The sequence below is a fragment of the Micromonospora sp. DT228 genome, from assembly GCF_049841595.1.
Classification (GTDB): Bacteria; Actinomycetota; Actinomycetes; order Mycobacteriales; family Micromonosporaceae; genus Micromonospora.
Genome location: NZ_JBNCKO010000003.1, coordinates 20,813 through 35,443 on the forward strand (window position 1 = coordinate 20,813; position 14,631 = coordinate 35,443).

Genomic DNA, 14,631 nt, shown 5'->3' on the forward strand with positions numbered 1-14,631 from the left:
TCACCGCGCGCCGGGGAGCCGGCCCTCACAGCGGACGTCCGGATCGACCACCGGCCGCCGGGGCATCATCCAGTTCAGTGCCGTCTCCTCCACCGGCCACCCACGCACCGAGACGAGGCTGTATGGCACCTCTGTCACCTGTGGGCAGAGGACCTGCGACTCGACCCAACCGTTCGGCAGGAACCGCACGGTGGCGGCCCGGTCCAGCACGATCGTCGACGTGTCGGTGACCGCGATGAGCGCGCCGAGCACCACCTCCGGGTCAGCGTCGGCAACCGGTGGCGGCCCGGTCCCGCTGCCCTCGGTCAGCGCACCGTCGCCCGTCGCGGGTGTCGCGGCCGGGGTCGTCCTGGCCGATTCCTTCGGCACCACCTCGATCGCGGCGGTGGGCAACAGCGGCACCCGGAGGAAGACCGCGCCCATCACCACCGGGAGCACGGCGGCGACCGTGAACGCCAGGCCGTGGGTGAGCGTCGGGGCGATCCAGCCGGGGATCGGGCCGGTGAGCAGCACGGTGGCGGCGGGTGGCACCGCCAGCAGCGCGGCGGTGGCCAGCTCACGATCCTGGTACGCGGTCCAGATCGCCGGCCCCAGCACGGTGTACGCCAGGATCGCCGCCGCCAGGGGCAGCGCCACACTCACCAGCAGCACCCGGGTCGGCTGGTCCGGGTGCAGATAGCGGGTGCGCAGCGCGAGCAGCCAGAGGGCGAGCATCAGCAGTGACGGCACGAAGCGGAGCTGCCAGGTGAGCGCCCCCAGCGCGACCGCGGCGCTGATCACCCAGCCCGGGGTACGTGCCGTACCGGAGGCCAGCAGTGACCGTTCCGGGTCGAACCGGTCCGGAGCACTGAGCCGCAGCAGCCGACCGAGCACCCCGAAGGCGAGAACGACGACGGGGAACGCCCACACCAGGGCGATCAGCAGGGCGCTGAGCAGACCGAGCGGGCTGACGTACTGCACCAGCAGCAGCATCGTGGACATGTCCTGTTGGCTGAGCTGCCACAGTCGCAGCACCAGGAGCAGGACGGGGAAGGCGGGTAGGAGGGTCAGCAGCCACTGCTGCGCCTGCCGCGCCCCCGCCATCCGGCGCGGGCGGCGGGCCTCGCCGAAACTGGTGACGACCCGGGGTACGCCGGGGGCGGTAGCGCGATCCTCTCCCACGGCCACTGTCGCACCTTCACCTTCCTCGCCTCGGGTTGCTGCTGTTCCGCGACCGGCTGCGGGAGGTTGTATCCCTGCTGCCAACGGAGGTTGGCGTTGTACGCGTTCTCCCAGGTCGAGTTCTCCTCGTCCAGGGCCGATTCGGAGAGCGCGAGGTCGACCAAATCGAGCAGGGCCTGGTTGGGGCCGACGTTGATGCCCCACTTCTCCTGCGGCGACGAGCCGATGTCCCAGTGCCGGAGCGGTTTCGGGTTCTTGAGGGTCACCGGGAAGCGTTGCCCGTCGTCGCCCGGCTGGTCGGCCGTGACGAAGCCGGCGAGGATCGCCGCGTCGGTGGTGACGACCTGCACCTTGCCGTCGTACAGCTCCTGGACGCACTCGCTGATCCGGTTCCGGCCCACCGGCGTGGCGCCGGCCTCGCCGAGGCGCTGGATGGACGTCGAGGTGGTCAGCGAGCAGACCGTCAGCCCACGGAGATCCTCCAGGCTGCTCACCTGCCCCTCGAAGCTTTTCAGGGTGATCGCCGACTGCTCGGTGTGCAGGTACGCGGCGGAGAAGACCGCGCCCTCCTCCTTGCGCTTCTCGTTGATGCTGTACGAGGCGATGACCAGGTCGACGATGACGAACCCGTCGTTGTCCCGGGCCTGTCGACGGGCCCGGTCCTCGCTCTCGATCGGCAGGAAGCGCACCTGGGAGTGGTCGAAGCCGAGATAGCCCGCGATCATGTAGGCGATGTCGACGTCGAAGCCCTTCCAGACGTTGTTCGCGAGGTGCTGCGAGATGCCTGGTTGGTCGTCCTTCACCCCGATGACGAGTTGCTGTTTTCCCTTGAGGCCGGCCTTTTCCAACAACTCGTCGCGGGTCGGCGGTCCCATCGCGAGGACGATCGGGACCAGGGCGGCGACCAGGACGGCCAGCACGACGATGAGCCCCACGAGTCGGATCTGACGGGTCCGTGCGTTGCGCGGCGAGGTGGTCGCCGGGGTCGGCCCCGGCGGGCTCGGTTCGTTTGCCTGGCTCAACTAGGCCCTCCCCGCTGCTCGGACCGGTGATCGGCCCCCCATTGTGGGGCCTGGGCGCGAGCCACGACAGTCCGCCGCCAGCCGGATAGCCGACTGCTTCACGAGAGCGCGCCGGGTCAGTGAGGTCGGAGGCCCAACATTGCGGGTGATCGACACGAGTTCACCGATGTCGCGGTGTCAACTCGCCTCGGATACCGCGATTTCCGTGAACTCGTGTCGATCATGGGAGTTGGGTCGGTTCGGCGTCGCATGACCTCCGCCACGTCGCCCGATCGGGGCACTGCCGGCCGTGCCTTCGGTGACAGACTGGTCGCCGCAGGCAACGAGTGGTGTGAGGGGGCGCGGGTGCGCTGGCGCAGTTTTGTCGCGGTCGGGGACAGTTTCACCGAAGGCATGGATGACGCGTACCCGGACGGCACCTTCCGGGGCTGGGCGGACCTGGTGGCGGCCCGGCTCGCCGCCGAGGCGGGACCCGACTTCCGGTACGCGAACCTGGCCATCCGGGGTCGGCTCTTCCCCAGCGTGGTGGCCGAGCAGGTGCCGTCGGCGGTCGCGATGAAGCCGGATCTGATCAGCTTCGCGGCCGGTGGCAACGACGTGTTGCGCCGCACCTTCGACCCGGACACGCTGGTGTCCCGCTTCGACGAGGTGGTCCGGCAGTTGCGGTCGGGCGGCGCGGACGTGCTGCTCTTCCGGTTCGCCGACGTGATGGCCCGGCTGCCCGGCCAGCGACTCGTCGCCCCCCGGGTGCAGTTGCTCAACCAGGCCGTCGGCGAGACCGCCGAGCGGCACGGCGCCATCATGGTCGACCTGTACGCCGACGACACCTTCCTCAACCCGATGCTGTGGAGCACCGACCGGTTGCATCTCTCCCCGGCCGGCCACCGGCGGGTCGCGGGGCAGGTGTTGAACGCGCTCGGGGTTGGTTGCGACGAGGAGTGGCTGCTGGTCCCGCCGCACCCGGCGCCATCGCCGTGGTTGGCTGCCCGTGCCGCCGACGTGCGGTGGGCCGGTCGGCACCTCGCGCCCTGGCTGAAGCGACGGCTGACCGGCCGGTCGTCAGGTGACACCGTGACGGCGAAGCGCCCGGTGCTCGGGCCGATCGTCGACTGACCATGCTCACCCTGCACACCGCGCCGCAACTGCGGCGCACCCCTGGCGGTGAGCCGGTATCGGAGCACGCCGTGCTGGTCAGCGGCGACCGGGTCGAGGCCCTCGGCCCGCTGGCCGAGCTGAGTGAGGCGTACGCCGGTGTGCGGGTCCGCCGTTGGCCCGGCACGCTGGGGCCGGGCCTGCTGCACGACGGTCCGTTGCCGACGGCGCCCACCCCGCGCGAGCGGGTGCACGCGTTGCTGCGGACCGGGGTGACGGCGGTGCTGGCGGAGCACCTGGCCGACCCGGCGCTGCGGGTCGCCGTCGACCGGAGCGACCTGCTCGTGCTGCCCGCCGCGATGTCGCCCACGCTGGGTGCGGGTGAGCGCGCCGATCTCGCGGTAATTGCCGCCGACGGTGTCTGCCTGGTCACCGTGGTCGCCGGCCGGATCGCCCACCGCCGCGCCTGACCGCTCGGCACGGGCCGCAGCGGTGTGAACCGCGGCCCACCGGCGTGCCCGAGCGGCTCGCTCACGCCCGTCGGCGGCGTTTCGGATCAGGAAATCCGAGTCCACGTGCGCGTGGTGCCAGAACCGGTACCGATGATCGCCGCGGCCGCCCTGCTGACGACCACGGTGTCGTCCGGCAGTACCTCGATCGAGGGCTCATCCGCGCGGTCGGTGCCCGATAGGGTCGCAGCACGCAGCTCGGGCGCGTCAACGTAGCGGCCTTCGACCCAGAACCCGAAGCCGCCATACGTCCCAGTGACGGCAAGGATTCCGCCGTTCATCGCGGCAGCGGTGCGAGTGTCGTCGGGTAACCCGGGCCCCGGCTCCCACCGGTCTCCGGCAAGGCGCCACACGTTCTTGAGACTGGCCTCGCCGAACCCGGACTCGGCGACGGTGGTCAGCCAGGCGTCGCGGCCGTCCGGTGAGACCATCAGCTGGTGCGCCCCCTCGATGGCCGGCAGCAGTCGCCACGTCGCCGCCTTGTCGGCACTGACCAGGACAGAGAGCTTGTCCCTCTCGCGTACCGACAGCCAGAGTCGCCCGTCACCCCCCTCGATCAACCCACCGGTGCTCTCCTGGGTGGGGGCCACCGGGGGCTGCGGCTGGACCGCACCGGAACCGATTCGCTCTAGCTGCCATCGTTTGCAATTCACGCCCGGCACCCCGCCTGTCGATGGGCATCGAATGGCAAATCCGCTGGCCGTGGCCTGTGCCTGCTGGGTCACAGGTGGTGGTGAGCTGAACGGGTAGGTCGTGAACGTCGTCCCTCCGTCGGTGGTCACGTAGTAGCCGTCATCCATGACCACCGTGAGCGTGCGGTCGTCCAGCGGAAGCAGGTATGAGCCGGGGCGCCGGGTTGGGGGGCGTCCGGACATGGTCCAGACGATGCCGCCGTCGGTGGTCCGGGCGAAGGTGAGTCGGCAGTCGAGGCCCTCCGGCGGCGCGGTGGTACCGCAGGTGTCAAAGAGCGCCCATCCGTGTTGGGCGTTGACGAAGCTGAGGTCGACCAACACGCCGACCCCCTGCGGGAGGCCGATCTTCCGCTCGACGAGCCTCGGGTCGGCCGACTCGGTGGGAGCGGGTTTCTGGCGGTCGACATCCCGTCCAGCGACAGCGAACGCGCCGGCCGGGCCCACCAGCAAGATCGCGGCGACGCCAGCCAGCAGACCTCGGCGGCGGCGTCGGCGGTCGCGTACCCGCCGCTGGGCGTCGGGAGCGCCGGGGGGTCGGAAAGTGGTTCTGGTCTCCGCCTCGAAATCGGCGAACATCTCCTCCAGAGCGACGTTACGCACGGTTGGCCTCCTGCCGCTCGGTGAAGTACGTGGCCAGTGCCGCCCGTCCCCGGTACAGCCAGGAGCGAATGGTGCCTTCCGGAACGCCCAACTGGTCGGCGATCTCCGCGACGCTCAGGTGCGCGAGGTGGTACAGCACAACTGCGCGCCGCTGGACGGTCGGCAGGGTGGCCAATGCTCGGGTCAGCGCCACCCGGTCGGGTTCCGGTCCGGGTACATGCTCTGCCCGCTGCCTGGCCAGATGGTTGACGGCGGTCCGCACCCGGCGCAGCCGGCTCGTGGCGAGATTCCAGGCCACCCGGCGCACCCAGCCGGAGGGGTCGCCGTAGCCGCTGATCCGATCCCACCGCTCCAGCACCCGGCAGAACGCCTCCTGAGTGAGATCCTGCGCCTCGGCGTGGTCGCCGAGGTAGGCATAGAGCTGCACCGCGATCCGGTGGAAATGCGCCTGATAGAAGTCGGTGAAGTCCAGCGGTGGCGGGACGACCCGAGGCGGTGCGGTCCGGTGCCGTTGGGTCATGTCGATCCTCAGAGGTCGGCGGGTCTCGCCGCTGTCACGTGTGAAGCGTCGCATCCGCTGCGCCCGATCGCCGATGGTCGGTCGGCGGGCAGGGTTGCGGCGTAGTTTGGGGATCATGTCTGTGCCGAACGATCCTGATCCCCGCCTTCAGTCGTACGCGGATCCGCAACGGTTGGTCACCACCGAGTGGCTGGCCGAGCACATGGGCGACGAGGGCCTCGTGGTTGTCGAGTCCGACGAGGACGTGCTGCTCTACGAATCGGGTCACATTCCCGGTGCTGTCAAGGTCGACTGGCACCTGGAGCTGAACGACCAGGTGACCCGCGACTACCTGGACGCCGAGCGTTTCGCCGAGTTGTGCGCCGCGAAGGGCATCGGCCGGGGTGACACGGTCGTCTTCTACGGCGACAACTTCAACTGGTGGGCCGCGTACGCCCTCTGGGTGTTCTCGCTCTTCGGCCACGCCGACGTGCGGCTGCTCGACGGCGGCCGGCAGAAGTGGATCGCCGAGGGGCGCGAGGTGACCCGCGACAAGCCGGCTCGTCCCCGCGCCGACTACCCGGTGCCGCTTCGCGACGACGCGCCGCTGCGGGCCTACCGTGAGCAGGTCATGGCGCACATCGCCGCCGGTCGGCCGCTCGTCGACGTCCGGTCACCGGGTGAGTACACGGGCGAGACGCTGCACATGCCGGACTACCCGCAGGAGGGCGCGCTGCGCGGCGGCCACATCCCGGGCGCGGTCAGCAAGCCGTGGAAGTCCGCCGCCAACTCCGACGGCACGTTCAAGTCCGCCGACGAGCTGAAGGCGATCTACGCCGACCAGCTCGGGCTCAGCCCGGACGACGACGTGATCGCGTACTGCCGGATCGGCGAGCGGTCCAGCCACACCTGGTTCGTGCTGCGGCACCTGCTGGGCTACCCGCAGGTGCGCAACTACGACGGCTCGTGGACCGAGTGGGGCAACCTGGTCCGGGCGCCCGTCGTCAAGGGCGACCAGCCAGGTGGCCTCGCCGCCTGAGCGACGCCGGCTTGTTGGCCGCCTGAGCGGGCCGGTGGTGTGGACCGTCCCCGCGCGATGCCCTTTCGCGCGGGGACGGTCGTTCAACCGGCGACTGCGATCACGCCACGCAGGTCGCGGATGATGCCGGTGACCTCGCCGGTCTCCGGGTCCCAGCGGGCCAGCGCGGCCGGTTCCAACCGGAGCAGCACCGCACCCTTGTTGTCCCAGCCCAGCACCTCGCAGCAGCCCTTACTGCGCTCCCGGCCCAGGTCGAGCAGGTGGGACACGGCACCGGTCCGCGCGTCCAGCACCGCCGCCCCCTCCGCACCGTCGATCTCATCGCTGGTGATCCACGCCGCGCTGGCCAGCCGCCCGCCGTGCAGCCAGCCCCGGCCGTAGAACTCGTTGATCTCATACGGCGAGGGCAGTCCGTCGCCGGTGATCTCCTGTTCGGAACGGATCGTTGCCTCGCGGGCGGTGCGGCTGCGCAGTGCCAGGCCATCCCGTTCGCCGATCAACTCGACGAGCGGCGCCTCGCGGCCGGCCTCCGGGTCGGGTGCGGCCAGGACCCAGGCCGACACGTCGATCCTGCTCGCCGCCCAGGTGACCCGGTCCACCGCGTACGTCCGGTCGTCGCCGCCGACCAGCACCCGGTCGTTCGCCCAGACGACCAGCTCCAGGTAGCCGTCCAGGGGAATCCGGCGCACCTGCGCGGTGGTGAGGTCGACGACGACCAGTTCCTTGGTCTGCGCGAACGCCGCCGACTTGCCGTCCGGCGACAGCACGCCAGGCTTCACGGCGGGTGCCTCGTTGTAGCCCGCATCCCGGGTGGGTTGCAGCGTCACCACGTCGAGGCTGCGTACCACGCCGTCGTTTCCGAGCACCCGAACCGGGCCGTCCGCGCGATTTTCCTCGTCCGTCGGCTGGAACAGCGCCAGCGCCCGCTGGACCGGTCGCTCGGAGAGCGGCACGGTAGCCGGGCCGCCGAGCCGGGTCAGCGGATCGGGCGGGAAGGTCAGCTCGGCGGGCGGGTGCTGCACGGGATCGGCGTGCGTGGGGACGGCTGTCGGAGTCGGCGCCACCGAGTGATTCGGTGGTGGATCGGTTGGCCGCAGGACCGCCACCGTGCCACCGCCGACGAGTGTCACGGCCAGGGCGACCACGCCGATGACCCGTCGGGTACGCCGCTTGCGCCGGGCCCGGTCCCAACTGGCCGCTGCCGGCTGGCTGGGCAGCACGTCCTCGACGGTGATGGTCAGCAACCGGCGCAGGTCCTGCTCGTTCACGGGTTCACCTCGATGCCGGCGGCCAGATCGGCCGAGCCCTGCCGTGGCCGGGCGTCCCGGGCGAGGTCGGGGGCGACCTCGCGGAGGCGGCGTAGCGCCGCGTGACACTGGCTCTTCACGGTGCCGACGGTCACCCCGAGCGCCTCGGCGGTGGCGACCTCGGTCAGGTCTTCGTAGTAGCGCAACACCAGGACGGCCCGCTGCCGGGGCGGCAGCAGGCTCAGTGCGTCGTGGAGTGTCAGCCGCAGCGCGCCGTCCCGGTCGTGGGTCGCCCGGTCCGGTGGTGTGGCGCTCAGCCACTCCCGCCGTCGCCGTCGCCACCACGACACCGCATCCCGGTAGAGGATGGCCCGCACGTACGCCGAGGGGTCGCCGTCGCGGACCGACGCCCAGCGCAGCGCCAGCTTGAGCAGGGCGTCCTGGAGCAGATCCTCGGCCTGGTGCCGGTTGCCGCAGATCAGATAGGCCGAACGGAGCAGCCGGTGTTGGTGGTTCTCCACGAAGGCGAGGTAGCCGTCCCGGCCGTCGTGTCCCGTCGGTGCCATCCGCCCCCTCCCGGCCGTCGCGTTACGCGTCACCTGCCAGACGCACGGGGAGGGGTAAAAGGTTGGGTCAGTTTTCCGGAATCCCGGTCAGGTAGCGCTGCAGGGTCGGCGCGATCCAGGCGACCAGTTCCTCGGCTGGCATATCCACCACCGGTGGCAGGCGGACGATGTATCGGGTGAAGGCCAGGCCGAGGATCTGACTGGCCACCAGACCGGCACGTCGGGCTGTCGTCGCCGGGTCGGTGCCGAACGTGGCCACGGCCGCGGTGAGCTGGTCGGCGAAGATGCCGCGCATGCGCTCGGCGGCGCCCGGATTGGTGCTGGCGGCCCGGAGCAGCGCCACGAGCGTCTCGTCGCCCTCCCATCGGGTGAGGAAGTGCCGGATCAGCACCTCGCCGAGGTGGGCGGACGGCACCGGGGCCAGATCGGGCAGGCGGAGGTCGAACTCGGCGGCCGCCGCGAAGAGCCCCTCCTTGCTGCCGTAGTAGCGCATCACCATCGACGGGTCGATCTGGGCGTCGGCGGCGATGGCCCGGATCGTGGCGCGCTCGTACCCGTCCGCCGCGAAGCGTTCCCGGGCCGCTCGCAGGATCGCCGCCCGGGTGGCATCGGAGCGACGGCTGTGGGTCGGTTGAGCGGACGCGGTCATGGCGACGACCGTATGCCAACAACTGTTGACACACAATCAGCAGCGCCCTAGCGTTGCCAACATGTGTTTGCCAACAAGTGTTGGCAACGGCTTCTACGGAGGTGGCCATGCTGCCCGTGAGCACCGACGTGCTGGTGGTGGGCGCTGGCCCCACCGGTCTCGCCACCGCGCTGACGCTCGCCCGACGCGGGATCGAGGTGACCGTGCTGGACCAACTGGCCGCGCCGCCGACGACCTCCCGCGCGGCGGTCGTGCACGCGTACACCCTGGAGGTGCTGGACCGGATCGGCGCGGCGGCGCCGCTCGTCGCCCAGGGGATGCGGTCGCCGCGCTTCACCGTGCGCGACCGGGACCGGGTGTTGCTGACGGTGCCGTTCCACGAGTTGCCGTCCCGCTTTCCCTACGCGCTGCTGATCTCGCAGTCGGTCACCGAAGCGGTCCTCGCCGCACAGTTGGCAGCCCACGGCGTCCGGGTCCGACGGCCGTCCCGGCTGACCGGCCTGACACCGACCGGCGGCGGGGTGCTCGCGCGGATCGACGGGACGGAACTGCGCGCCCGGTACGTGGTCGGTGCCGACGGCCTGCACAGCACCGTCCGGCAGGCAGCCGGCATCGGATTCAGCGGCCCCCGCGACGAGGAGTCCTTCGTGCTCGCCGACGTGCGGGTGGACAGCGTCCTGCCCGGCGACGAGGTGGCGCTCTTCCTCGCGCGGTCCGGCCCGCTGATCTGGGCCCCGCTGCCGGGCGGGGTGGTCCGGCTGGTGGCCGCGGTGGCGAGCGCTCCGCCGGATCCGGCTGCGGCTTACCTCCAGGCGCTGCTCGACGAGCGCGGTCCGGCGCGACGACCCGACCGGGTGACCGAGGTCCTCTGGGGCTCCCGGTTCCGGGTGCACCACCTGATCGCCGACACCTTCCGAGCCGGGCCGGTGCTGCTGGCCGGGGACGCCGGGCACGTGCACAGCCCGGCCGGCGGTCAGGGCATGAACCTCGGCATCTGCGACGCGGTCGCCCTCGGCACCGCCGTGGCGGACGTGCTCGACGGAGGCCCGGAGTCGCTGCTCGACGACTACAGCGCCGGGCAGCGGCCGATGGCCGAGGACGTGCTGAGTTTCGCCGCCGGGCTGACCCGGCTGGCAACCGTCTCCCCGGCCCACCGACCCGCCCGGGACGTGCTGATCCGGCTGCTCGGCGCACTGCCGCCGGCCCGCCGGAAGGTCGCGCTACGCCTGTCCGGGTTGTCCCACCGGCAGCCGGCGTCAGGCTAGGCGACCCCGTTGTGGTCCGGCACGCCGGTCGCGGCCGGCCGTAGTGTCCGCCACGCGGCCACTGTGACAAGCGCGAACGTGCCTGCCGCCGCGCCCGCCACCGGCGCCGTGCCGTACGCAGCGGCGGCCAGGCCGGCGAGCACCGCCCCGACCGGTGCGGTGAGCAGACCCACCATCCGCTGGGCCGCACCGACCCGGCCGAGCAGCCCGGCCGGCACGTGCCGCTGCCCGTACGACGCGCACAGGCTGTTCCACACCACAGTCCCGGCGGCGAAGACGGCCAACGCGAGGCCACCCGGCACCGGATCGCGGGCCAGCGCGAACCCGGTAAGCGCCACGGTCTCCACGGCGAGCACGGCGCGCAGCGCCGGCAGCGTGCCGACCCGGGCGGCGAGCCGGCCGGCACCGAGCGCCCCCGTCACGCCGCCGACGATGGCGGCCGCGGCGAACAGCCCGTACCCGGCGGGCGGCACCCGCAGCACGTCGAGCGCGTAGAGCACCTGCACCGCCATGATTCCGCTGATCGCCAGGTTGCTGGCGGCGGCGAGCAGGGTGACCCGCCACAGTGTCCGGTGGTCGCGTAGCCACCGCACCCCCTCGGCGATCTCGCTCCACACCGACCCGCGTCGTCCGTGCGCGACCGGGGCCGGAGTCGCAACCGGTGCCAGGGCCAGCACGAGCAGGGCGGCGGCGGCGAAGGTGACCGCGTCGAGAGCGAACGGCAGGGCCGGGGCGACGGTGTAGAGGAGACCGGCGGCGGGCGCGCCGAGGAAGCCGCCGGCCACCGCGGCCCCCGCCTGCAGTCGACCGTTCGCCCGGGGCAGCGCGTCCGGGGGCACCAGCGCCGGAAGCAGGGCGAACGACGCCGAGTCGAAGAGCGTGCCCAACGCGGCGAGGAGGAACGCGGCCAGCAGCAGCACCGCGACACCGATCCGGTCGAGGGCGACCGCGACGGCCAGCGCCGCCACCACGGTGGCGCGCACGCCGTCGACCAGGGCCATCGTTCGACGTCGGTCCCAGCGGTCCGCGTACACGCCGCCGAGCAGGCCGAAGAGCAGTGGCGGTAGCTGACCGGCCACGACGACCGCCGCGATGATCCGGGGGTCGCGGGTCACCGTCGCGGCCAGCAGGGCCAACGCCGGCGTACGCAGCGCGTCCCCGAACCTCGACGAGACGGCGGCGGACCAGAGCAGCCGGAAATCTCGGCCGAGCGGAGGGGAGGTCATCCGGTGACCGTGCGGGTTCGACCGGGTCGAGGGTCAAGCCGCTGTCCTCCATCGCAGGCAGTTCGCGGTCTAGGCTTGCCCGGTGACGGTGGAGCAGCAGGCACGGGGTGCGGCGGGTACGGGCCGGCGCAGGTCCCGCAAGGACGAGATTCTGGAGATCGCGGTTGGTCTGTTCGCCGCCCGCGGCTACCACGGTGTGTCGATGGACGACATCGGCGCGGCCGCTGGGGTCACCGGTCCGGCGCTCTACCACCACTTCGCCGGCAAGGAGGCGATGCTGGCTGCCGCGCTCATCCCGGTGAGTGAGGGTCTGCTGGCCGGCGGGCGGGAACGCGCGGTCGGGCACCCGGACGATCCCCGCGAGGTGCTGGAGTCGCTTATCGACTTCCATGTCGAGTTCGCGCTGGCCAACCCGGCGGTGATCGCGCTGCACCTGCACGAGCTGGACCGCCTGCCGGAGGAGCCGAGACGGCGCATCCGCCGTCTGCAACGGCTCTACGTCGAGGAGTGGGTGACGGTGCTCACCGCACTGCACCCGGGCATGCCCGACGGTGAGGCGCGGGTGATCGCGCACGCCGCGTTCGGTCTGATGAACTCGACCCCGTTCCTCGGTGGCGAGGTGGATCGGCGGCGTCGCGCCGAGCTGCTGCGTGGGGCGGCCCTGGCCGCACTGCTCGCCTGAGCCGACTCGTCAGAAGCAGGCCGGTCATGATTCCCTGACATCGTCCCACCATCCGGACGCCGGGAGGAAACATGATCGAGTCACTGTTGGTCGCCAATCGGGGCGAGATCGCCCGCCGGATCATCCGTACCGCCAAGCGGCTCGGCATCCGCGCGATCGCTGTGTACTCGGAGGCCGACGCCGACCTGCCGTTCGTCGCCGAGGCCGACGAGGCGGTCCTGATCGGCCCGCCGGCCCCGGCGCAGAGCTACCGCAACACCGAGGCGATCCTCGCCGCCGCCACGTCGACAGGCGCGCAGGCCATCCACCCCGGGTACGGCTTCCTATCGGAGAACGCCGAGTTCGCCCGTACCGTCGAGGCCCGCGGCCTGATCTGGGTCGGGCCCGGCGCGGACGCGATCACCGCGATGGGCGACAAGATCAACGCTCGGAACCTGATGGCGGCGGCAGGCGTTCCGGTCGCGCCCGGCACCACCGACCCGGCCGCCGACCTGGACGCGGCGGTGACGGCCGCCGCCGAGATCGGTTACCCGGTGATGGTCAAGGCCGCGGCCGGTGGCGGCGGCATGGGCATGGGCGTTGCCGTCGACGAGGCGGCGCTGCGCACCGAGTACGACAAGGTGCGCGCGTTCGCCGAGCGGATGTTCGGTGACGGCTCGGTGCTGATCGAGCGGTTCTTCCCCCGGGTGCGGCACGTCGAGGTGCAGATCCTCGGCCTGGCCGACGGTCGGGTGGTGGCGCTCGGCGAGCGGGAGTGCTCGGTGCAGCGGCGCAACCAGAAGCTGGTCGAGGAGTCCCCGTCCCCGGCGGTCTCGCCGGAGCTGCGGTCCCGCCTGCTGGCGGCGGCGGTGCGCGCGGGTGAGGCGGTCGGCTACCGCAACGCCGGCACGGTGGAGTGCCTGCTCGACCCGGCCACCGGTGAGTTCTTCTTCCTGGAGATGAACACGCGCCTTCAGGTGGAGCACCCGGTGACCGAGTACGTGTACGGCATCGACCTGGTCGAGGAGCAGTTGCGGGTGGCGTCCGGGTTGGCCCCGACGTTCGACCCGGACGCGCTGACCTCGCGGGGCCACGCCATCGAGATGCGGGTCAACGCCGAGGACCCGAAGCGCTTCCTGCCCGGTCCCGGTGTGATCAGGACGTGGGTGGAGCCGACGGGTGACGGTGTCCGGGTGGACTCCGGCTACACCGAGGGCAACACGGTCACCCCGTTCTACGACAGCCTGCTGGCCAAGCTGATCATCACCGGCGCCACCCGGGCGGAGGTGCTGGAACGCGCGAAGGTCGCGGTGGCCGCCTTCCAGATCGCCGGCCCGAAGAACAATCTCCCCTTCTTCACCGAGCTGCTCGACAACGAGGAGTTCCGCTCCGGCGCCTACGACACGGCCATCGTCTCCCGCATGCGCTGACCCCCGACCCCGTTGATCAAGAGTGAGGTGACCCCGTGACGGACCTGCCGGGTTTCGTTTCCATTCGTGAGGTTGGGCCACGGGACGGGTTGCAGAACGAGGACCCGATCCCGACCGACGCCAAGGTGCGGCTGCTCGACGCGCTCTCCGGCACCGGCGTGCGCCGGATCGAGGCGGTGTCGTTCGTGCACCCGAAGGCGATCCCGCAGATGGCCGACGCCGACGAGGTGTGGCAGCGGGCCACGAAGGCCGACAGCGTGCGCTACTCGGCGCTGGTGCCGAACACCCGGGGCGCCCAGCGCGCCCTCGCGGCCGGCTTCACCGAGATCGAGGTGGTGGTCTCGGCCAGCGACACGCACAACCGACGCAACGTCAACCGGTCCACCGACGAGTCGCTCGACGACATCGCCGAGCTGATCGACCTGCTGCACGCCGCCTCCGCGCGGGTCGAGGTGATCGTCGCGACGAGCTTCGGGTGCCCGTACGAGGGGGACATCGACCCGCAGCGGGTGGCCGGCATCGTGGACCGGGTGGTCCGCGACGGCGCGGACCGGGTCGCGTTCGGCGACACCACCGGAATGGGCACCCCACGCCGGGTCCGCGAGCTGCTGACCGCGGTACGCGACCGCAACGCGCACGTGCCGGTGCTGCTGCACTTCCACAACACCAGGGGTACGGCGCTGGCCAACCTGTTGACCGCGCTGGAGTTGGGGGTCACCGAGTTCGATGCCAGCGTCGGTGGTCTGGGCGGTTGCCCGTACGCGCCGGGGGCGAGCGGCAACCTGGCCACCGAGGAGGCCGTGCACATGCTGCACGACATGGGCATCGACACCGGCATCGATCTGCCGGCGCTCATCGAGGCGGCGGAGTTGGCCGAGGAGTTGCTCGGCAAGAAGCTGCCGTCCGGTGTGCTGCGGGCCGGCCCGCGTACCCGGCTGACGCCGCTGCCGAGCTGAGGACGCGACGAAGGGGC

At 71.6% G+C, this 14,631-nt stretch carries 15 protein-coding genes; 7 read left to right on the forward strand and 8 right to left on the reverse strand.

Annotated elements, in window-relative coordinates; all coding sequences use genetic code 11:
- Both ACLQ29_RS06735 and ACLQ29_RS06740 read right to left on the reverse strand, forming a co-directional pair.
- On the reverse strand, nt 1-1,161 hold the full coding sequence (locus ACLQ29_RS06735) for a hypothetical protein (RefSeq protein WP_425771232.1): 1,161 nt from the start codon (nt 1,159-1,161) through the stop codon (nt 1-3).
- Nucleotides 1,047-2,183, reverse strand: a complete 1,137-nt coding sequence (locus ACLQ29_RS06740; protein WP_425770800.1) for a transporter substrate-binding domain-containing protein — start codon at nt 2,181-2,183, stop codon at nt 1,047-1,049. The genes ACLQ29_RS06735 and ACLQ29_RS06740 overlap by 115 nt, the downstream gene beginning before the upstream one ends.
- A 345-nt stretch (nt 2,184-2,528) precedes the next feature.
- Between ACLQ29_RS06740 and ACLQ29_RS06745 the strand changes: the two genes are divergently transcribed.
- Nucleotides 2,529-3,296 carry an SGNH/GDSL hydrolase family protein gene (locus tag ACLQ29_RS06745; protein ID WP_425770801.1) on the forward strand — a complete coding sequence of 256 codons (768 nt, stop codon included), beginning with the start codon at nt 2,529-2,531 and terminating at the stop codon, nt 3,294-3,296.
- Between the two features lie 2 nt (nt 3,297-3,298).
- Complete coding sequence (locus ACLQ29_RS06750; RefSeq protein ID WP_425770802.1) at nt 3,299-3,745, forward strand: hypothetical protein; 447 nt, start codon at nt 3,299-3,301, stop codon at nt 3,743-3,745.
- An 86-nt stretch (nt 3,746-3,831) separates the two neighbouring features.
- Here ACLQ29_RS06750 and ACLQ29_RS06755 read toward each other — a convergent pair whose 3' ends face one another.
- Nucleotides 3,832-4,797 carry a hypothetical protein gene (locus tag ACLQ29_RS06755; protein WP_425770803.1) on the reverse strand — a complete coding sequence of 322 codons (966 nt, stop codon included), beginning with the start codon at nt 4,795-4,797 and terminating at the stop codon, nt 3,832-3,834.
- A 271-nt stretch (nt 4,798-5,068) separates the two neighbouring features.
- Nucleotides 5,069-5,596: an RNA polymerase sigma factor gene (locus tag ACLQ29_RS06760; protein WP_425770804.1), complete on the reverse strand. Its 528-nt coding sequence runs from the start codon at nt 5,594-5,596 to the stop codon at nt 5,069-5,071.
- A gap of 115 nt (nt 5,597-5,711) precedes the next feature.
- Between ACLQ29_RS06760 and ACLQ29_RS06765 the strand changes: the two genes are divergently transcribed.
- Entirely contained in the window at nt 5,712-6,614 is a 903-nt protein-coding gene (locus ACLQ29_RS06765) for a sulfurtransferase (RefSeq protein ID WP_425770805.1), read from the forward strand.
- Between the two features lie 83 nt (nt 6,615-6,697).
- Here the strand turns inward: ACLQ29_RS06765 and ACLQ29_RS06770 are convergent, their stop codons facing one another.
- From ACLQ29_RS06770 to ACLQ29_RS06780, 3 genes are all read right to left on the reverse strand, one after another.
- On the reverse strand, nt 6,698-7,882 hold the full coding sequence (locus ACLQ29_RS06770) for a hypothetical protein (protein ID WP_425770806.1): 1,185 nt from the start codon (nt 7,880-7,882) through the stop codon (nt 6,698-6,700).
- Nucleotides 7,879-8,427, reverse strand: a complete 549-nt coding sequence (locus ACLQ29_RS06775) for a SigE family RNA polymerase sigma factor (protein ID WP_425770807.1) — start codon at nt 8,425-8,427, stop codon at nt 7,879-7,881. Before ACLQ29_RS06775 ends, ACLQ29_RS06770 begins: the two co-directional genes overlap by 4 nt.
- Before the next feature lie 67 nt (nt 8,428-8,494).
- The gene (locus ACLQ29_RS06780) at nt 8,495-9,076 is read right to left on the reverse strand and encodes a TetR family transcriptional regulator (RefSeq protein WP_425770808.1); all 582 of its coding nucleotides are present in this window, start codon (nt 9,074-9,076) and stop codon (nt 8,495-8,497) included.
- A 107-nt stretch (nt 9,077-9,183) separates the two neighbouring features.
- Here ACLQ29_RS06780 and ACLQ29_RS06785 point away from each other — a divergent pair, with 107 nt between their 5' ends.
- On the forward strand, nt 9,184-10,341 hold the full coding sequence (locus ACLQ29_RS06785) for an FAD-dependent oxidoreductase (protein WP_425770809.1): 1,158 nt from the start codon (nt 9,184-9,186) through the stop codon (nt 10,339-10,341).
- Here ACLQ29_RS06785 and ACLQ29_RS06790 read toward each other — a convergent pair.
- The gene (locus tag ACLQ29_RS06790; protein WP_425770810.1) at nt 10,338-11,567 is read right to left on the reverse strand and encodes an MFS transporter; all 1,230 of its coding nucleotides are present in this window, start codon (nt 11,565-11,567) and stop codon (nt 10,338-10,340) included. The two genes, ACLQ29_RS06785 and ACLQ29_RS06790, sit on opposite strands and share 4 nt — an antisense overlap.
- A gap of 82 nt (nt 11,568-11,649) precedes the next feature.
- Here ACLQ29_RS06790 and ACLQ29_RS06795 point away from each other — a divergent pair, with 82 nt between their 5' ends.
- The 3 genes from ACLQ29_RS06795 (at nt 11,650) to ACLQ29_RS06805 (ending at nt 14,614) form a co-directional block, all read left to right on the forward strand.
- Nucleotides 11,650-12,249 (forward strand): TetR/AcrR family transcriptional regulator, encoded by a 600-nt coding sequence (locus tag ACLQ29_RS06795; protein WP_393365138.1) that lies wholly within the window; start codon nt 11,650-11,652, stop codon nt 12,247-12,249.
- Nucleotides 12,250-12,320: 71 nt separating this feature from the next.
- A complete protein-coding gene (locus ACLQ29_RS06800; protein WP_425770811.1) occupies nt 12,321-13,658 on the forward strand; it encodes an acetyl-CoA carboxylase biotin carboxylase subunit in 1,338 nt (445 codons plus the stop codon).
- A 44-nt stretch (nt 13,659-13,702) separates the two neighbouring features.
- Nucleotides 13,703-14,614, forward strand: a complete 912-nt coding sequence (locus tag ACLQ29_RS06805; RefSeq protein ID WP_425771233.1) for a hydroxymethylglutaryl-CoA lyase — start codon at nt 13,703-13,705, stop codon at nt 14,612-14,614.
- Nucleotides 14,615-14,631 lie beyond the last annotated feature (17 nt).